This is a genomic window from Stenotrophomonas mexicanensis (assembly GCF_032911605.1).
Taxonomy (GTDB): domain Bacteria; phylum Pseudomonadota; class Gammaproteobacteria; order Xanthomonadales; family Xanthomonadaceae; genus Stenotrophomonas; species Stenotrophomonas maltophilia_A.
On sequence record NZ_JAWJTG010000025.1, the window covers coordinates 1 to 16,298 of the forward strand.

General features: G+C 66.5%; 21 protein-coding genes. 3 read left to right on the top strand and 18 right to left on the bottom strand.

All coding sequences use genetic code 11. From position 1 onward, the window contains the following. Positions 1-225: 225 nt before the first annotated feature. The 3 genes from R1L06_RS12040 to rlmE all read right to left on the bottom strand — a co-directional run bounded on the left by R1L06_RS12040 (position 226) and on the right by rlmE (position 3,150). Positions 226-411: a hypothetical protein gene (locus R1L06_RS12040; protein WP_121503759.1), complete on the bottom strand. Its 186-nt coding sequence runs from the start codon at positions 409-411 to the stop codon at positions 226-228. A 102-nt stretch (positions 412-513) separates the two neighbouring features. After that, on the bottom strand, positions 514-2,448 hold the full coding sequence (gene ftsH, locus R1L06_RS12045; RefSeq protein ID WP_010485966.1) for an ATP-dependent zinc metalloprotease FtsH: 1,935 nt from the start codon (positions 2,446-2,448) through the stop codon (positions 514-516). 69 nt (positions 2,449-2,517) lie between these two features. Next, positions 2,518-3,150, bottom strand: coding sequence for a 23S rRNA (uridine(2552)-2'-O)-methyltransferase RlmE (gene rlmE, locus R1L06_RS12050; protein WP_005409014.1), 633 nt, complete (start codon positions 3,148-3,150; stop codon positions 2,518-2,520). A gap of 65 nt (positions 3,151-3,215) precedes the next feature. Here rlmE and yhbY point away from each other — a divergent pair, with 65 nt between their 5' ends. Together yhbY and R1L06_RS12060 are read left to right on the top strand one after the other, a co-directional pair. Next, complete coding sequence (gene yhbY / locus R1L06_RS12055) at positions 3,216-3,521, top strand: ribosome assembly RNA-binding protein YhbY (protein WP_004152868.1); 306 nt, start codon at positions 3,216-3,218, stop codon at positions 3,519-3,521. Between the two features lie 13 nt (positions 3,522-3,534). Then, positions 3,535-3,909 (top strand): Mth938-like domain-containing protein, encoded by a 375-nt coding sequence (locus tag R1L06_RS12060; RefSeq protein WP_317217815.1) that lies wholly within the window; start codon positions 3,535-3,537, stop codon positions 3,907-3,909. A gap of 26 nt (positions 3,910-3,935) precedes the next feature. Here R1L06_RS12060 and R1L06_RS12065 read toward each other — a convergent pair whose 3' ends face one another. The 5 genes from R1L06_RS12065 to surE form a co-directional block, all read right to left on the bottom strand. Beyond that, positions 3,936-4,424: a YqhG/Tai3 family protein gene (locus R1L06_RS12065; RefSeq protein ID WP_180844452.1), complete on the bottom strand. Its 489-nt coding sequence runs from the start codon at positions 4,422-4,424 to the stop codon at positions 3,936-3,938. A 174-nt stretch (positions 4,425-4,598) separates the two neighbouring features. After that, positions 4,599-5,384, bottom strand: coding sequence for a peptidoglycan DD-metalloendopeptidase family protein (locus tag R1L06_RS12070; protein WP_107432324.1), 786 nt, complete (start codon positions 5,382-5,384; stop codon positions 4,599-4,601). Beyond that, positions 5,381-5,995, bottom strand: coding sequence for a YqaA family protein (locus tag R1L06_RS12075; protein ID WP_014036746.1), 615 nt, complete (start codon positions 5,993-5,995; stop codon positions 5,381-5,383). The genes R1L06_RS12070 and R1L06_RS12075 overlap by 4 nt, the downstream gene beginning before the upstream one ends. A gap of 18 nt (positions 5,996-6,013) precedes the next feature. Then, on the bottom strand, positions 6,014-6,691 hold the full coding sequence (locus R1L06_RS12080; protein WP_317217816.1) for a protein-L-isoaspartate(D-aspartate) O-methyltransferase: 678 nt from the start codon (positions 6,689-6,691) through the stop codon (positions 6,014-6,016). Then, positions 6,688-7,467 (bottom strand): 5'/3'-nucleotidase SurE, encoded by a 780-nt coding sequence (gene surE / locus R1L06_RS12085; protein WP_032130121.1) that lies wholly within the window; start codon positions 7,465-7,467, stop codon positions 6,688-6,690. Before surE ends, R1L06_RS12080 begins: the two co-directional genes overlap by 4 nt. A gap of 209 nt (positions 7,468-7,676) precedes the next feature. On the opposite strand from surE, the gene R1L06_RS12090 reads away from it, so the two are divergent. Continuing rightward, positions 7,677-8,216 carry a Smr/MutS family protein gene (locus R1L06_RS12090; protein WP_032130120.1) on the top strand — a complete coding sequence of 180 codons (540 nt, stop codon included), beginning with the start codon at positions 7,677-7,679 and terminating at the stop codon, positions 8,214-8,216. 69 nt (positions 8,217-8,285) lie between these two features. Here R1L06_RS12090 and truD read toward each other — a convergent pair whose 3' ends face one another. The 10 genes from truD to R1L06_RS12140 all read right to left on the bottom strand — a co-directional run bounded on the left by truD (position 8,286) and on the right by R1L06_RS12140 (position 16,178). Beyond that, positions 8,286-9,317: a tRNA pseudouridine(13) synthase TruD gene (truD, locus tag R1L06_RS12095; RefSeq protein ID WP_317217817.1), complete on the bottom strand. Its 1,032-nt coding sequence runs from the start codon at positions 9,315-9,317 to the stop codon at positions 8,286-8,288. Further along, the gene (gene ispF / locus R1L06_RS12100; protein ID WP_005409005.1) at positions 9,314-9,811 is read right to left on the bottom strand and encodes a 2-C-methyl-D-erythritol 2,4-cyclodiphosphate synthase; all 498 of its coding nucleotides are present in this window, start codon (positions 9,809-9,811) and stop codon (positions 9,314-9,316) included. Before ispF ends, truD begins: the two co-directional genes overlap by 4 nt. Positions 9,812-9,845: 34 nt before the next feature. After that, a complete protein-coding gene (gene ispD / locus R1L06_RS12105; protein ID WP_049400377.1) occupies positions 9,846-10,544 on the bottom strand; it encodes a 2-C-methyl-D-erythritol 4-phosphate cytidylyltransferase in 699 nt (232 codons plus the stop codon). After that, the gene (ftsB, locus tag R1L06_RS12110; RefSeq protein ID WP_032130117.1) at positions 10,541-10,894 is read right to left on the bottom strand and encodes a cell division protein FtsB; all 354 of its coding nucleotides are present in this window, start codon (positions 10,892-10,894) and stop codon (positions 10,541-10,543) included. Before ftsB ends, ispD begins: the two co-directional genes overlap by 4 nt. A gap of 4 nt (positions 10,895-10,898) precedes the next feature. Next, on the bottom strand, positions 10,899-12,191 hold the full coding sequence (eno, locus tag R1L06_RS12115) for a phosphopyruvate hydratase (protein WP_014036739.1): 1,293 nt from the start codon (positions 12,189-12,191) through the stop codon (positions 10,899-10,901). 96 nt (positions 12,192-12,287) lie between these two features. Continuing rightward, positions 12,288-12,617, bottom strand: a complete 330-nt coding sequence (locus R1L06_RS12120; RefSeq protein WP_049400376.1) for a hypothetical protein — start codon at positions 12,615-12,617, stop codon at positions 12,288-12,290. Next, the gene (locus R1L06_RS12125) at positions 12,617-12,964 is read right to left on the bottom strand and encodes a hypothetical protein (RefSeq protein ID WP_317217818.1); all 348 of its coding nucleotides are present in this window, start codon (positions 12,962-12,964) and stop codon (positions 12,617-12,619) included. Before R1L06_RS12125 ends, R1L06_RS12120 begins: the two co-directional genes overlap by 1 nt. Beyond that, a complete protein-coding gene (kdsA, locus tag R1L06_RS12130; RefSeq protein WP_014036736.1) occupies positions 12,961-13,791 on the bottom strand; it encodes a 3-deoxy-8-phosphooctulonate synthase in 831 nt (276 codons plus the stop codon). The genes R1L06_RS12125 and kdsA overlap by 4 nt, the downstream gene beginning before the upstream one ends. An 88-nt stretch (positions 13,792-13,879) precedes the next feature. Then, on the bottom strand, positions 13,880-15,544 hold the full coding sequence (gene pyrG, locus R1L06_RS12135) for a CTP synthase (RefSeq protein WP_317217819.1): 1,665 nt from the start codon (positions 15,542-15,544) through the stop codon (positions 13,880-13,882). A 400-nt stretch (positions 15,545-15,944) separates the two neighbouring features. Then, on the bottom strand, positions 15,945-16,178 hold the full coding sequence (locus tag R1L06_RS12140; protein WP_317217820.1) for a hypothetical protein: 234 nt from the start codon (positions 16,176-16,178) through the stop codon (positions 15,945-15,947). Positions 16,179-16,298 lie beyond the last annotated feature (120 nt).

A 16,298-nucleotide genomic window follows, 5' to 3' on the forward strand; every position in this document is an offset into this window, starting at 1 on the left:
GCCTCGGGCGGGTTGGGCAGGACGCCCAACCCCGGTCTTGCCGTGTGCGCAGGAATGCGCACGCGAGCAAGCGGCTGCCAAGCTTACGGGGACGTACTTGCAGCGTCCCCGCACTCCGACACCGCCCCGCCATCCTACGGAAAGCCCGCTGTTGCTGTTGCTGCTGAGGTTGCCGGCCAGCGGCCGGCACTACCGCGGGTGCAGGGCGCAGCCCTGCCGACACTCTTAACGGCGGCGGCGCTTGCGGTCCACGTACAGGGTCCTGACGATGCTCAGCACGATGCCGACACCGATACCCACCACGCAGCCCAGCAGCAGATTGTCGGCCCCCAGGCCCACACCCACGCCGACCACGGTGGCGATGACCATTTCGGCGGTGTGGGAAATCGGTTCGGGCTTCGGGGCGGACATGCGGGCTCCAGCGTCAGATCAGTTCTTCGGGATGGGCCAGTGGCCCGGAAACGACGAAGCCGGGTTGCCCCGGCCTCGTCTGGTGTCACGTGCAGCGGGCCGTCAGTGCGATTCGGCCGGTCCTGCGATCGGCGGCAGCGGACGGGCGTCGCCGCCCTTGTCGTTGCCGCCGTCCTTGTTCGACTTGTTCCAACCGGCCGGCGGCGGCGGATCGCGGCCTTCCATGATGGCGTCGATCTGCGGCGCGTCGATGGTCTCGTACTGCAGCAGCAGCTGGGACATCGCGTGCAGCTTGTCCAGGTTGGCCGTCATCAGCTCGGTGGTGCGTGCGTAAGCCTCGTCGAGGATGTTGCGCACTTCCTCGTCGATGCGGCGCGCGGTGTCGTTGGACACGCTCTTGTGCTGGGTGACCGAACGGCCCAGGAACACCTCGTCGTCCTCTTCGCCATAGGCGATCGGGCCGAGCTGGTCGGACAGGCCCCACTTGGTGACCATGTTGCGGGCCATCTTGGTGGCGCGCTCGATGTCGTTGGAGGCGCCGGTGGTGACCTTGTCGGCACCGAAGATCAGCTCTTCGGCCACGCGGCCACCGTACAGCGAGCACAGCTGCGACTTGATCGCCACGCGGTTCATCGAGTACTTGTCGCCTTCCGGCAGGTACATGGTCACACCCAGCGCACGGCCGCGCGGAATGATGGTGACCTTGTAGACCGGGTCATGCTCGGGCACCAGACGGCCGACGATGGCGTGGCCGGCTTCGTGGTAGGCGGTGAGGGTCTTCTCCTCCTCGCTCATGGCCATCGAGCGGCGCTCGGCACCCATCAGGATCTTGTCGCGGGCACGGTCGAAGTGGTCCATGCGGACCTCCTTCTCGTTGCCACGCGCGGCGAACAGGGCAGCCTCGTTGCAGAGGTTGGCCAGGTCGGCGCCGGAGAAGCCCGGGGTACCACGCGCGATCACCATCGGCTCGACGTCGTCGGCCAGCGGCAGCTTACGCATATGCACCTTCAGGATGTGCTCGCGACCCTTCACGTCCGGCAGGCCGACCACGACCTGGCGATCGAAACGGCCCGGGCGCAGCAGCGCCGGATCCAGCACGTCCGGACGGTTGGTCGCAGCGATCACGATCACGCCTTCGCCACCTTCAAAACCGTCCATCTCGACCAGCAGCTGGTTCAGGGTCTGCTCGCGCTCGTCATGACCGCCGCCCAGGCCGGCGCCACGGTGACGACCGACGGCGTCGATTTCGTCGATGAAGATGATGCAGGGGGCGTGCTTCTTGGCCTGCTCGAACATGTCGCGCACGCGGCTGGCGCCGACGCCGACGAACATTTCCACGAAGTCCGAACCGGAGATCGAGAAGAACGGCACCTTGGCTTCGCCGGCGATGGCCTTGGCCAGCAGCGTCTTGCCGGTACCCGGCGGGCCGACCATCAGCACGCCGCGCGGAATCTTGCCGCCCAGCTTGGTGAACTTGGAGGGGTCGCGCAGGAAGTCGACCAGCTCGCCCACTTCTTCCTTGGCCTCGTCACAGCCAGCGACGTCGGCGAAGGTGACCTTGATCTGGTCTTCGCCCTGCAGCTTGGCGCGCGACTTGCCGAAGGACATCGCGCCCTTGGCACCGCCGCCACCGCCCTGCATCTGGCGCATGATGAACAACCAGAAGCCGATGATCAGGATGACCGGCAGGAAATTCATCAGGATCGCGCCGAGGGAAATGCCGCTGGACGGCTCCTCCTGCACGATCTCCACGTTCTTGGTACGCAGCACGTTGATCAGGTCACGATCGAACGGTGCGGTGATGGTGGACGACTGCCCACCGCGGGTGGTGTAGGTCAGCTGGCTGGTGCCGCCGCGCATGTCGCCGCCAAAGGCGACCTTCTGCACGTTGCCGCTGTCCACCTGGTCCAGGAACTGCGAGTACGACGCGCCCTGCGCGCCGGCCCCGGAGGACTTCGGCGAGAAGCTCTGGAAGACCACCATCAGCACGACGGCGACGACCACCCATAGCAGGAGGTTCTTGGTCAAGTCGTTCATCCTCATTGGCTCCGGTGTTCCTCTCAGTGCTGGCGTTGCGTTGGGGTCGAACTTGCGTACGTTGCGAGCTTACTTCATGTGGGCGCGTTTTCCCTGACCCAAGGCATACACCTCGGGAGAGCGCTTGCGCGAGGCTTCCGGCTTGCGGATGGAGACCTTGTCGTACCGGCGGCGCATGTCGCGCACGTAGTCGTCAAAGCCCTCGCCCTGGAACAGCTTGATCAGGAATGCCCCACCGGTCTTCAGGTGGTTGTCGGCAAAATCCAGGGCCAGCTCCGCCAGGTGCATCATCCGCGGCTGGTCGACCGCGCCTACACCACTCTTATTGGGGGCCATGTCCGACAGCACAAGGTCTACCGGCTGATCCCCGAGCATGGCTTCAAACTGCGATAGAACGGCTTCTTCCCTGAAGTCACCATGAAGGAACTCCACGCCGGCCAGCGGCGGCATGTCCAGGATATCCAGTGCCAGCACGCGGCCGGTGTCGCCGATCTGTCTCCGAACCTGCTGAGACCAGCCGCCGGGGGCCGCGCCGAGGTCGACCACCACCATGTGCGGCTTCAGCAACCGGTCACGTTCCAGCAGCTCTTCGAGCTTGTAGGCCGCGCGCGAGCGCATGCCTTCGGCCTGGGCCTTCTTCACGAAGGGGTCGGAGAAGTGTTCCTTGAGCCAGCGCTGGCTGCTTTTGCTGCGGGTAGCCATTGAAAATAGGGGCTGATGGGGTCCTCATGATACCCTGATCGCCCCATTCAACCGTGTTTTCCTGCATGTCCATCGCCCTGACCGCTTCCCAGACCCGTTTCCTGCGCGGCCAAGCCCACGACCTGAAGGCCCTGCTGCAGACCGGCGGCAAGGGCGTGACCCCGGCCTTCATCGCTGAGCTGAACGAAGTGCTGGAGCGCCACGAGCTGGTCAAGGTGAAGGTCGCTGCCGAAGACCGCGACGCCCGTGACGTGATGATCGGCGAGATCGTCGAAGCCACCGAGAGCGCGTTGGTACAGCGCATCGGCCACGTCGCCGTGCTGTACCGCCCGAGCAAGGAACAGCGCCAGATCGTGCTGCCGCGCGGCTGATCGCCTTACTGCCATGCAGCTGAACCACGAACCGCCCGATTACGCCTACAGCCTGCGCGCCGCCGATGGCCGCTCGGCCAAGGTGAATGACCAGGTGCTGGGCAGCAGTTTCTTCCTGACCCCGGAGCAGCTGGTCACGCAATGGCCGGTAGCGAGCGCCACCGCGCTGCAGCTGGCTGACCTGGAGCCGATCCTGGCGCTGAACCCGGCGCTGATCGTGCTCGGCACGGGTGACCGCCAGGTATTCCCGCCGGCAGTGGTGATGGCTGCCTGCCTGTCACGCGGCATCGGCCTGGAAGTGATGAACAATCCGGCCGCCGCGCGCACCTTCAACATCCTGGCGGGCGAAGGCCGCAAGGTCGCGGCCGCTTTCATTCTGGAAGGCTGAGTCGAGGCGTCGGGCGCGCCCCGGCGCTAGCCGCCAGAAGCGGTGCAGCGGAAGGCCGAGAACTGCTTCAGCCGCCCGATCAGGTTGCCGCCCTGGCCCCAGCGGATGTCCATGACCTTCCAGTCCTGGCCCTGCCTTTGCAGCAGGACACGGTCGGTCCAGCGATAGTCGCCTATCGCCATTTCGACGGACACCCAACTGCCATCGCCGCTCGTCGCGGGCAGCCCCACCTTTACCGTTTCCGGCCGATCCGGCGCCATGAGATACGGGCTCTGGTCCAGCATGTGCGGCTTTTCGTCATGCGCGGCCAACGCCGCACAGGTCCGCTCGTAAGCGCGCTGCGCATCGATGGCTGAGCGCAGCGCATCGCCCAGCAACGGCGGAATGGTCGCTTCGTCCGAAGCCGGCGCCTGGACGGCCGCGTAAAGACGGGTGACCACGTCGCGCGGATCGCTGGCTGCGGAGGCCAGCGGCGCGACGATGAGCAACGCGAGAGTGGAAGCAAGACGGAGCATGGGGCACCGGATCGACTGGGACCGCTCAAGAATGCCGGGTATCCCGTCCGCCGTGAAGGTGAGCCTGCGACACACAAGATCGCAAATGACCACTCTGCGGTACCCGGGTCGAGCATGGCTCGACTCTACAGGCCAGGAACGCCGGGCATGGCCCGGCGCTATCGCATCTGACGATCAGCGTGCCGGCAGGTACTGCTGCGGGTCGACCGGCTTGCCGTTGTAGCGAATCTCGAAGTGGACCATGTCGCGGTTCGCACCGGTACGGCCCATTTCGGCGATCTGCTCACCGGCCTTCACGCTCTGGCCTTCATTCACCAGGCGCTTGCGGTTGTGGCCATAGGCCGACAGCCACTGGTCGCTGTGCTTGATGATGATCAGCTCGCCGTAGCCGACCAGACCGGCGCCGGAATACACCACCACGCCATTGGCGGTGGCCTTGACCGCCTGGCCGCTGGTGCCGGCGATGTCAACGCCCTGCTTGGTCGCATCACCAGCCACGTAGCGGCCAACGATGGCGCCATCAGCCGGCCAGCGCCAGGCGATGTTGCTCTTCACCGGACCGACCGGCGCCGGGGCCGGCGTGGTGCTGCCGCCACTGCTGCCACCGGAACGCGGCGGGGTGACCACCGTGGTGGGCGCGCGGCCGCCGCTGGCACCGGCCGGATACAGCCGGATCACCTGCCCCGGATAGATCGTCGAGGGGTTGTCCAGGCTGTTCCAGGCAATCAGGTCGCCCGGGGTGATGTCATGGATGCGGGCCAGCGCATAGATGGTGTCGCCCTTGCGCACCACCACGGTCTGCCCCGGCTTGGGTACCGAGGTCTTCGGCGTGGTCACACCGCCACCGGTGCTGCCACCACCAGGACGAACCACGGTGGCGGTGCCGCAGGCGGCCAGGGTGGAAACCAGCAACGCCAGCGCGCCGATGCGCACTCCCTTGCTCAGACGATCAGGACTCATGCGAACTTCGACCTCCATACAAGCCAGGCGATCAGCACCACCACCAGCGCGGTGGCGATCCAGCCCAGCGGTTCAATCCAGCGACGCAGTGCCGCTTCAGCACGCGCACCACCGATACGGATGACCGCAGCCAGCACGAACACGCGCTTGCCACGACCGATCAGCATGCTCAACAGGTACTGCGGCATCGGTACACCGACGATACCCGATGCCCACGTGAAGACCTTCATCGGGATGGGCATGAATCCGCCCAGCACCAGGAAGGTGAACACTGCCCACGGCGACTCGGCCATCTTCGCCTGCACGGTGGTGATGCCCTGCTCGATGGCCGGCAGCATGCCCAGCGCCTCGAACAGCGGCTTGATCGCCTCGAAGGCGTAATGACCCAGCGCGTAGCCAACCAGTGCGCCGACCATCGAGCCGGCCAGGCTCAGGGTGGCGAACCACCAACCGCGCTTGGGCTGGGCCACGCACATCGGCGCCAGCATCACCTCCGGCATCACCGGGAAGATGATCGCCTCGAAGAAGCTCAACACCGTCAGGTAGGTCGGCGCGCGTTCGTGCGCCGCCCACTTCATCGCCCGCTCGTACAGCGGCCCGAAAATCTTCATGCAACCCTGCTCCGTGGATTAGTCGAGCATGCCAGACAGCAGCGGCACGAACGTGACCGGCGCCAGCACGTGTTGTTCGATGCTGCCGTCGGCCTTGCGGTCCAGCTGTACCAGCGACTGCGCCCCGGGGCCACCGACCGGCGCCACCAGGCGGCCGCCCTCGGCCAGTTGCTCGATCAGGGCGTCGACCAGTGCCGGCGCCGCCGCAGTGACCACGATGGCATCGAACGGACCGTGCTCGGCCCAGCCGACGCGACCGTCGTCATGCTTGGTGCGGATGTTCATGCCCAGCGCACGGAAGCGCTTGCGGGCCTGCCGCAGCAGATCACCGATGCGCTCCACGGTGTAGACCTCCAGGCCCAGCGCACCGAGGATGGCGGCCTGGTAACCGGAACCGGTGCCGACTTCCAGCACCCGTTTCGGTGCGATCTGGAGGACCGCTTCGGTCATCCGCGCGACCACCCAGGGCTGCGAGATGGTCTGGCCGTGGCCGATCGGCAGCGCAGTGTCTTCATACGCGCGCGAGGCCAGTGCCTCGTCGATGAACAGATGGCGCGGCACCACCCGGATCGCATTCAAGGTCGGCTCGTCGACGATGCCGGCTTCGCGCAGGCGGTCGACCAGGCGGTCACGCACACGCTGCGAGGTCATGCCGATACCGACGGCTTCCGGTTGCAGGCGCAGGCGTGGACTCATGCCGGCTGGTCCAGCGCGGCACTGAGGCCGCCGACCCAGCTGGCCACTTTCTCCAGTGCCTGGTAGCGGGTCAGGTCCACCTGGATCGGGGTGATCGAGATATGCCCGGTGCGCACCGCGTGGAAGTCGGTACCGGGGCCGGAATCCTGCTCACGGCCGGCCGGGCCGATCCAGTACACCTCGTTGCCGCGCGGGTCTTTCTGCGCGATGCAGCCTTCGGCGCGATGGCGGTTGCCGAGGCGGGTGACCTCGAAGCCCTTGACCTCGCCCCACGGCAGGTCCGGCACGTTGACGTTGAGGATGGTGTCAGCCGGCAACGGATCGGCCTTGAGCCTGGCAACGATCTCCACCGCAGCGCGCGCGGCGGTCTCGAAATGTTTCGGATCGTGGTTGCGGGTAACCAGCGAGACCGCCACCGCCGGCAGCCCGAGGAAGCGACCTTCCATCGCCGCCGAGACGGTGCCGGAGTAGATCACGTCATCGCCGAGGTTGGCGGCATTGTTGATGCCGGACACGACAATGTCCGGTTCGAACTCGAGCAGCCCGGTCAGCGCCAGGTGCACGCAGTCGGTCGGAGTGCCGGCCACCGAGACGGTGTAATGGTCGATGCGCTTGAGGCGGATCGGCAGGTCCAGGGTCAGCGAATTGCTGGCGCCGGAGCGATCACGGTCGGGCGCGACCACCGTGACTTCGTGTCCGGCCTCGCGCAGCACCGAAGCAAGCATCCGGATGCCTGCGGCGTCGACGCCATCGTCGTTACTGACCAGGATTCGCATCTTCGATTTAACCGCTTGATTTTCCAAGAATTCGATTCCGTCACCGTGCAGTGTGGGCGGGACCGCCGTACTCCCCTGCGGAAGCCGTCGACCCTGCAAGGGCATCGTCTATTGTGCCGCATGCGAGCCGCCGGTCCTACCCTGTCGGCGGTCATGACCGACATCGAACCGTCATAGGCAGAGCTGCGCCGGCGGTTTACCCTGTGCGCATGTCGCACCCTGAAGACGAAGATCCGGCCGCATTGTTCCGTGCGGCCATCGGCGAAGTGACGCCGCTGCGCAAGGATGCCGAGCCGGCGCCTGCCGCGCCCCGGCCGAAGCCGCGCGCGCGCATGGCCGAACGTGACGAGGCCGAAGCCGCCGGCGAATTCGCCCGGCTGCTGCGCGACAGCACGCCGCTGGAAGCCGGCGACGTGGCCAGCTATCGCCGCGACAACCTGCCACCACGCTTGTTCCAGCGCCTCAAGCGTGGCCAGTACTCGGTGCAGGACGAGCTGGACCTGCACGGCGCCACTGCGTCGCAGGCGGAGGCACTGCTGCGCCAGTTCCTGCTGGAAGCGCATGCACACGACTATGGCTGCGTGCGCATCATCCACGGCAAGGGCCTGCAGTCCGATGGCGGTGCACCGGTGCTGAAGAATCTGGTCGATCGCCTGCTGCGGCTGCGCAACGACGTACTGGCGTTCCATTCGGCGCCGACCGGACAAGGCGGCACCGGCGCGGTGCTGGTGCTGCTGGCGCGCAGATGAAAAAGGGGACGGAGGGAATTAAGTCGTTTGTGGCACAAACGACTTAATTCCCTCCGTCCCCTTTTTCTGTCAGGCCTGCGAGGCGTCTTCGACCGGGCCAAGTTCGTGCAGCACGGCGGTGGCGTAGCAGCCCGGCGGCAGCGCGAACGATAGTTCCAGCACGTCGTCGGCCAGCCACTGGTGCTGCAGCAGCGCCGGGCGCAGGCGCAGCGCGCGGCGCTCCTGCTTCAGGCGCGCGTCTTCCAGGCCGGCCCGCAGCGCCTTCGACTCGTCGTCGTCCAGCGCGGCCAGCTCCAGCTCACGTGCCGCGTCGGCGCTGCGCAGCTCGCCTTCGCCCCACAGCGGCGCGCTGGGATGGATGTCGAAACGCGCCAGTCGCTCGGCCAGCACGTCGGTGTACGGCTCGGGTCCGAACACGCTGCGGCTGCCATCGAGCATCCACACTTCGCCATCGAGCGGCTGATCCCAGTTGCCCTGCTCCACGCGCGCGGCCAGCACGCGGTTGAACAGCGCCGAGCGGGCTGCAGAGAGCAGAAGTGAACGCTGGTCCTTGCGCATGCGGCGGCCACCGAACATCGCCAGTGCCGCCGGCACATTGCCGCCGTCACGGCCAAAGCGCTGTTCGCCGAACCAGTTCGGCAGGCCGCGCTCGGCAATCTGCTGCAGACGCTCGCTGATCGCCGTGGCATCACCCTGCACCTCGCGCAGTACCAGCTTGAAGCGGTTGCCGGCCAGTGCACCGCGCTGCAGCTTGCGGTTGTGCCAGGTGGCTTCGAGCACTTCGATCTCGTCACTGGCCAGCTCGGCCAGGTCCGGCGCGATGCGCTTGGGCAGGTGCACGCTGAAACGCTGGGTGGTGACCGCGTGGCGGTCTTTCATCCCGGCATAGCTCACCGCCATTTCCGGCAGGCCCGCCCACTTGGCCAGCAGCTTGGCCACATGCACGGTGTTGGCTCCACGCTTGCGGATATGCAGCAGCAGGTGCTCGCCTTCACCGGTCGCCTCGAAGGCCGGCAGTTCGTCAACCTGGAAATCGTCCGGCGTGGTGCGGATGCGCGCCGTCAGCAACGGTGCACCAAACGCCAACGGCAGCGGCATCATGCCGCCACCAGCAGTACCACCGCCTGTGCGGCGATGCCTTCGCCACGGCCGGTGAAGCCCAGCTTCTCAGACGTTGTGGCCTTGACGCTGACCGCATCCAGCGGCAACTGCAGCAACCCACCGATGCGCTCACGCATCGCCAGCGCATGCGGACCGACCTTCGGCCGCTCGCAGATCACGGTGATGTCGGTGTTGCCGACGCGCCAGCCACGCTCGCGCAGCAGGCTGTCGCAATGGCGAACGAAATCACTGCTGTCGGCGCCCTTCCAGCGGTCGTCGCTCGGCGGAAAATGCTGGCCGATATCGCCCAGCGCCAGCGCGCCGAGCATCGCATCGCACAGGGCGTGCAGGATCACGTCGCCATCGCTGTGCGCGAGCACGCCGCAGCTGTGCGGCACGTTCACGCCGCCGAGCATGATGTGATCGCCTTCACCGAAGGCATGGACGTCGTAGCCCTGGCCGATGCGGACGGGCGGGAACGGTGCGGTGCTCATGGATGCAACCCTTGCAACAGGGCCGCGCGGACGGTCAGCCGGCGCGGCGGGAAAGTACGAATTCGAACCGGTCCAGATCGGCCGGGGTGGTGACCTTGAAGTTGTCCTCGCTGCCTTCCACCAGCAGCGGGCGCTGACCCTGGCGTTCCATGGCCATGGCCTCGTCGGTGACGTCAACACCGGCGGCCGCTGCGTCGGACAGCGCGCGGCTGAGCTGGTGGCGGCGGAACAGCTGCGGCGTCAGTGCGCGCCACAGGCGCTCGCGTGGCTCGGTGCCATCGATGCCGCCGTCGTCGCCAGCGCGCTTGAGGGTGTCGCGCACCGGCGCAGCCAGGATCGCCCCGACCGGGTCGGCACGACCGACTTCAAGCAGACGACCGAGATCGGCCAGCGACAGGTTCGGCCGTGCAGCATCGTGAACCAGCACGAATTCATCGGCACGCACGGTGTCCGGCAGCGCCTGCAACCCGGCCAGCACCGAGGCGGCACGGGTCGCGCCGCCGATGCAGGTCAGCACCGGCTTGCCCGACCACTCATTCCAGCCCGGCCAGTCGGCATCGTCCTGGCCGATCACCACCATCGCTCCGGCCACGGCGGGGTGCGCCAGCAGCGCGTCCAGCGTGTGGGCGAGCAGGATCTGCCCGCCCGCCTGCAGGTACTGCTTGGGCAGCGGTGCACCGAAGCGGGTGCCACGGCCGGCCGCAGGAACAACGACCCAGATCGCCGCGCTCATGGCACGTCTGCCGGGTGTTCGCCCGCCTGGGCAGTGACGCCGGCAGCAGGCTGCGCCGGGTGGACCGGCGCATCCTCGACCACACGGTAGAACTTCTCGCCAGGCTTGATCATGCCCAGCTCGCTGCGCGCGCGTTCCTCGATGGCGGACTGGCCTTCCTTGAGGTCCTTCACTTCGGCAGCGAGCGCGTCGTTGCGCTGCTGCAGACCCTCATTGTCCCGCTCCTGGTTGGCGACCTGGGCTTCGAGCATCATCACTTCACCCGAATTGCCCGGACCGAACCAGAAGCGGTACTGCAGCCAGCCCAGCAGCAGGGCCAGCACCAGCAGCATCCAGCGCCAGTCGCGCATCGGCTCAGCGCTTCAGCGAAACGAACGCGTCACGACCGGCGTAACGCGCGCCGGCGCCGAGGGCTTCCTCGATGCGCAGCAGCTGGTTGTACTTGGCCACGCGATCGCTGCGGCACAGCGAACCGGTCTTGATCTGGGTGGCGGTGGTAGCGACTGCGATGTCGGCGATGGTGGTGTCTTCGGTTTCGCCCGAACGGTGCGAGACCACAGCGGCATAACCGGCGCGGTCGGCCATCGCGATCGCTTCCAGGGTTTCGCTCAGGGTGCCGATCTGGTTGACCTTGATCAGGATCGCGTTGGCGGTGCCCGAGTCGATGCCTTCCTGGAAGATCTTCGGGTTGGTCACGAACAGGTCGTCGCCAACCAGCTGCACCTTCTTGCCGATGCGGTCGGTCAGCAGCTTCCAGCCGGCCCAGTCGTTCTCGGCCAGGCCATCTTCAATCGTGATGATCGGGTACTGCGCGGCCCAGTCGGCGAGGAAGTCGACGAACTGCTCGGAGGTCAGGCGCTTGTTCTCGCCGACCAGGTTGTACTTGCCGTTTTCGAAGAATTCGCTGGAGGCGACGTCCAGGCCCAGCAGCACGTCTTCACCGGCGGTATAGCCAGCCTTGCCGATCGCTTCGAGGATGGTGTCGAGTGCTTCGACGTTGCTACGGAAGTCCGGTGCGAAGCCGCCTTCGTCGCCGACCGCCGTGCTCAGGCCGTGGCCCTTCAGCACCGACTTCAGCGAATGGAAGATTTCGGTGCCCGCGCGCAGCGCTTCGGAGAACGAGGTGAAGCCGACCGGCAGCACCATGAACTCCTGGAAGTCGACGTTGTTGTCGGCGTGCGCGCCGCCGTTGATGATGTTCATCATCGGCACCGGCAGCGACGGGGTCACGCCGGTCTTGGCGGCAAGGTACTGCCACAGCGCCTGCTTGTTCGATGCAGCGGCGGCGTGCGCGGCGGCCATCGAAACACCCAGCAGCGCGTTGGCGCCGAGGCGGCCTTTGTTCTCGGTGCCGTCGAGGTCGATCAGGCGACGGTCGAGGCCGGCCTGGTCGGTGGCTTCGAAGCCCTTCAGCGCATTGGCGATGGTGGTGTTGACGTTGTCGACAGCCTTGCGCACGCCCTTGCCCAGGTAACGGGTCTTGTCGCCGTCACGCAGCTCGACCGCTTCCTTGGTGCCGGTCGAGGCGCCGGAGGGAACCGCGGCACGACCGAACGAACCGTCCTCCAGGATGACTTCGGCTTCCAGCGTGGGGTTGCCACGGCTGTCGAGGATTTCACGGGCGTGGATGCTGCGGATCGTACTCATGGTCGGGCCGGTTACCTGTATGGAGAGGGGGCGACAAAACGAATGCCGCGTGATTATCCCCGGCTGCCTGCCACTTGCCAAATGGCGTGGGCGGCCTCAGCCCCAACTGGACCCGATCACGATCAGGATCATCGACACCAGCATCACCAGCAATGCACCGGCAATCGCTGCCAGGATGGGGCCACGCCGCCGTCGCCAGGCCAGCACCATCGCCACCGGGCTGCCCAGGAAGGACAGCACCATCGTGACCAGCGCGCCCAGCAGCCACCACTGCGTGGCCTGCACGCCGTTGTTTCCATCCCCCGGCGGCCGGAAACCGGACGTGAAGGCCAGCACGCCCACCACCAGGGCGATCCAGGTCAACACGGACAGCCCCAGGGCGATCAGGCCCCAGGGCCAGCCACGCGCCGATGTGGTCGTATTCATCAATGCAATCCGTAGAACAGGGCGCCCAGCCACAGCGAGAGCAGGATGATCGCCAGGCCAGCCGTGACCTTGCCGCGATTCAGCCGCCAGGCCAGCACAGCGGCAGCGATGCATCCCACCGCACCGAGCAGCTCCGCCACCAGCAGCGCAATGAAGTACGCCCGCAGATCGAGCGCACTGCTGCCATCACCGGGGGGCCGCACCGACGCAGCGCCGATCAGTACCAGCCCGAACATGCCCACGGTGAACAGCACGGCCAGGCCCAGTGCGATCAGGCCCCACGGCCACTGTTTCCAGTGCCGGCGGTGACGCTGGGCTTCCAGCGCCACCCACGGGTCACGACTCACGCGAAGCGCGAGAAGCCGTGCTTCTTGGTCACCGCGTCGAGCTCCATCAGGGTCTCGAGCAGCGCTTCCATCTGGTCCAGCGGCCACGCATTGGGGCCATCGGACAGCGCCTTGGACGGGTCCGGATGGGTCTCGGCGAACAGGCCGGAGATGCCCACCGCGACGGCGGCACGGGCCAGCACCGGCACGTGCTCACGCTGGCCACCGGAACTGGTGCCCTGCCCACCCGGCAGCTGCACCGAATGGGTGGCGTCAAACACCACCGGGCAACCGGTATCGCGCATCACCGCCAGCGAACGCATGTCGCTGACCAGGTTGTTGTAGCCGAAGCTGGCACCACGTTCGCAGACCATGATCTGCTCGTTGCCGGTGGCCTTGGCCTTCTCCACGACCGGCTTCATGTCCCACGGTGCCAGGAACTGGCCCTTCTTGATGTTGACCGGCTTACCGGCCGAGCACACCTTGCGAATGAAGTCGGTCTGGCGGACCAGGAACGCCGGGGTCTGCAGCACGTCCACCACCGAGGCCACTTCGTCCATCGGAGTGTATTCGTGGACATCGGTCAGCACCGGCACGCCGATCTGCTTCTTGACCTCGGCCAGGACCTTCAGGCCCTCTTCCATGCCCGGGCCGCGGAATGCGGTGCCCGAAGTGCGGTTGGCCTTGTCGAAGCTGGACTTGAAGATGAAGTTGACGCCGAGCTTGTCGGTGACTTCCTTCAACTTGCCGGCGGTATCGAGCTGCAGCTGCATCGACTCGATCACGCAGGGGCCAGCGATCAGGAACAGGGGCTGGTCCAGCCCGACCTCGAATCCACACAGTTTCATGCGTTTCCGTGTTGTCCGCGGCACCGGCCGGGCCGGTGCGCTGGGGGTTGAAGCGTGCAAGATGGGGGCCGGCGGCCCCCATCACAAGTCAGGCGCGGGCTTCCTGCAGCAGCTTGCCGCCAGCCTTGCGCTCGCGTGCGGCACGGATGAAACCGATGAACAGCGGGTGGCCGTCACGCGGCGTGGACAGGAATTCCGGGTGCGCCTGGCAGGCCAGGAACCACGGGTGCGCATCGCGCGGCAGCTCCACCACTTCCACCAGGGTGTCGTCCATCGACTTGCCGGCGATCACCAGGCCCGCATCTTCCAGCTGGGTGCGGTAGCGATTGTTGAACTCGTAGCGGTGGCGGTGGCGCTCGGCAACCACGTCCTTGCCGTACAGCTCACGGGCCAGCGTGCCCGGCTTCAGGCGCTGTTCCTGCAGGCCCAGGCGCATGGTGCCACCGAGGTCGCTCTTGTCATCACGCTTTTCGACGTCGCCGGTTGCCGTGCGCCATTCGGTGATCAGGCCGATCACCGGGTTCGGCGACTGGCGGTCGTTCTCGGTGCTGTTGGCACCTTCCAGGCCGACCACGTTGCGAGCGTAATCGACGACGGCCGCCTGCATGCCGTAGCAGATGCCGAAGTACGGCACGTGCTGCTCGCGGGCGAACTTCGAGGTCAGTACCTTGCCTTCGAAACCACGGTCACCGAAGCCGCCCGGCACCAGGATGCCGTCGACATCGGCCAGTGCAGCCATGTCGGTGCCTTCCAGGTCCTGTGCTTCCAGCCACTTCAGGTTGACCTTGGTGCGCTGGCGCAGGCCGCCGTGCTTGAGCGCTTCGCCGACCGACTTGTAGGCATCCTGGTGATCGACGTACTTGCCGACCACGGCGATGGTCACTTCGTCCAGCGGATGCAGGGTCGCATCGACCGCGTCTTCCCACACCGACAGATCAACCGGACCGACCTTGTCGGCCAGCTTCAGCTGGTTGACGACGATCTCGTCCAGGCCCTGCGCATGCAGGCCCGACGGAATGCGGTACAGGACGTCCACGTCCGGCACGCTGATCACCGCGCGCTCGGAAACGTTGGTGAACTGGGCGATCTTGCGGCGCTCCGAATCCGGCACGGCCTGTTCCGAACGGCACAGCAGCACGTCCGGCTGGATGCCGATCGAGCGCAGTTCCTTCACCGAGTGCTGGGTCGGCTTGGTCTTCAGCTCACCGGCGGCGCCGATGTACGGCACCAGGGTGAGGTGCATGAACAGCGCCTTCTCCGGGCCACGCTCGGTGCGCACCTGGCGGATCGCTTCCAGGAACGGCAGCGACTCGATGTCGCCGACGGTACCGCCGATCTCCACCAGCGCCACGTCGTAGCCTTCGGTGGCTTCGTCGATGCAGCGGCGGATCTCGTCGGTGATGTGCGGAATGACCTGCACGGTCGCGCCCAGGTAGTCGCCGCGGCGTTCCTTGCGGATTACGTTCTCGTAGATACGACCGGTGGTGACCGAGTTCTTGCGGCTCAGGCGGGTGCGCACGAAGCGCTCGTAGTGGCCCAGGTCGAGGTCGGTCTCGGCGCCGTCGTCGGTGACGTAGACCTCACCGTGCTGGAACGGGCTCATGGTGCCGGGGTCGACGTTGATGTACGGGTCGAGCTTCATCATCGTGACCTTCAGGCCACGGGCTTCGAGAATGGCGGCCAGCGACGCGGCGGCAATGCCTTTGCCGAGCGAGGACACCACGCCGCCGGTTACGAAAATCAAGGGAGTCATGGCTGCAAGCATCCTGTCTGGAAATGGAAAACGGCAGCACCACGCGCGCCCGGAGGGCAGGCATGGTGCTCAGAGGGGGTTTTCCGGTTCGCTGTGGCAGCGAGGGAGGTGCGGATCCGTGCGACGGCAGGCGCCGGACGGGGACCACCGTGCGAGGTCGGGGCGACCGTGCCGGTCAAATCGACCGTCACCTGCGACCCGCCATGCTGGAAGCCACGCTTGGCCGCTCCAGCCCATTCGCAAATGGTGGACACGCACTTACTCCCGGAAAGCCATAGTTTACAGATTGATGGCCGCCAACCCAAGAGGCAGATGGCACGCCACTAAAAAGAAACGCCCCGCAAAGCGGGGCGTTCCGGAGCGCAACCCTTGTCGCAAGGGCGCCTGGCAGGGGGCGGGATCAGCGCTTCTTGCGCGCTTCCTCTTCCTCTTCCTGCTGCGGGGCCGGCTGGCCCTGCGCCTTCATTTCGGCATTGGCCTGGGCCCGACGCTTGGCCTTGGCATCGGCCTCGGCCTGCGCCTTGTCGGCCTGGTCACCCTGCTGCGGGGCCGGCTGGCCGGCGTTCTGCGCCACCACCAGCGGCACTGCAAGGGCGGCAGCGGCCAGGATCGCAATGGTCAGCAACTTCTTCATGAGGTCCTCCTCGCGGTATGGCTTGGATGTTTCGACCCAACGGGGGTCGCCGGTGTTCAGATTCCAGCAGCTGCCATTTTACCCCCTCTGCGTCGCCGAGACTGAACCGCAGGCGTGCAA

Coding starts and splice junctions, on each gene's coding strand:
- R1L06_RS12040 (WP_121503759.1), bottom strand. CDS start 411: ATGTCCGCCCCGAAGCCCGAACCGATTTCCCACACCGCCGAAATGGTC.
- ftsH (WP_010485966.1), bottom strand. CDS start 2,448: ATGAACGACTTGACCAAGAACCTCCTGCTATGGGTGGTCGTCGCCGTC.
- rlmE (WP_005409014.1), bottom strand. CDS start 3,150: ATGGCTACCCGCAGCAAAAGCAGCCAGCGCTGGCTCAAGGAACACTTC.
- yhbY (WP_004152868.1), top strand. CDS start 3,216: ATGTCCATCGCCCTGACCGCTTCCCAGACCCGTTTCCTGCGCGGCCAA.
- R1L06_RS12060 (WP_317217815.1), top strand. CDS start 3,535: ATGCAGCTGAACCACGAACCGCCCGATTACGCCTACAGCCTGCGCGCC.
- R1L06_RS12065 (WP_180844452.1), bottom strand. CDS start 4,424: ATGCTCCGTCTTGCTTCCACTCTCGCGTTGCTCATCGTCGCGCCGCTG.
- R1L06_RS12070 (WP_107432324.1), bottom strand. CDS start 5,384: ATGAGTCCTGATCGTCTGAGCAAGGGAGTGCGCATCGGCGCGCTGGCG.
- R1L06_RS12075 (WP_014036746.1), bottom strand. CDS start 5,995: ATGAAGATTTTCGGGCCGCTGTACGAGCGGGCGATGAAGTGGGCGGCG.
- R1L06_RS12080 (WP_317217816.1), bottom strand. CDS start 6,691: ATGAGTCCACGCCTGCGCCTGCAACCGGAAGCCGTCGGTATCGGCATG.
- surE (WP_032130121.1), bottom strand. CDS start 7,467: ATGCGAATCCTGGTCAGTAACGACGATGGCGTCGACGCCGCAGGCATC.
- R1L06_RS12090 (WP_032130120.1), top strand. CDS start 7,677: ATGTCGCACCCTGAAGACGAAGATCCGGCCGCATTGTTCCGTGCGGCC.
- truD (WP_317217817.1), bottom strand. CDS start 9,317: ATGATGCCGCTGCCGTTGGCGTTTGGTGCACCGTTGCTGACGGCGCGC.
- ispF (WP_005409005.1), bottom strand. CDS start 9,811: ATGAGCACCGCACCGTTCCCGCCCGTCCGCATCGGCCAGGGCTACGAC.
- ispD (WP_049400377.1), bottom strand. CDS start 10,544: ATGAGCGCGGCGATCTGGGTCGTTGTTCCTGCGGCCGGCCGTGGCACC.
- ftsB (WP_032130117.1), bottom strand. CDS start 10,894: ATGCGCGACTGGCGCTGGATGCTGCTGGTGCTGGCCCTGCTGCTGGGC.
- eno (WP_014036739.1), bottom strand. CDS start 12,191: ATGAGTACGATCCGCAGCATCCACGCCCGTGAAATCCTCGACAGCCGT.
- R1L06_RS12120 (WP_049400376.1), bottom strand. CDS start 12,617: ATGAATACGACCACATCGGCGCGTGGCTGGCCCTGGGGCCTGATCGCC.
- kdsA (WP_014036736.1), bottom strand. CDS start 13,791: ATGAAACTGTGTGGATTCGAGGTCGGGCTGGACCAGCCCCTGTTCCTG.
- pyrG (WP_317217819.1), bottom strand. CDS start 15,544: ATGACTCCCTTGATTTTCGTAACCGGCGGCGTGGTGTCCTCGCTCGGC.
- R1L06_RS12140 (WP_317217820.1), bottom strand. CDS start 16,178: ATGAAGAAGTTGCTGACCATTGCGATCCTGGCCGCTGCCGCCCTTGCA.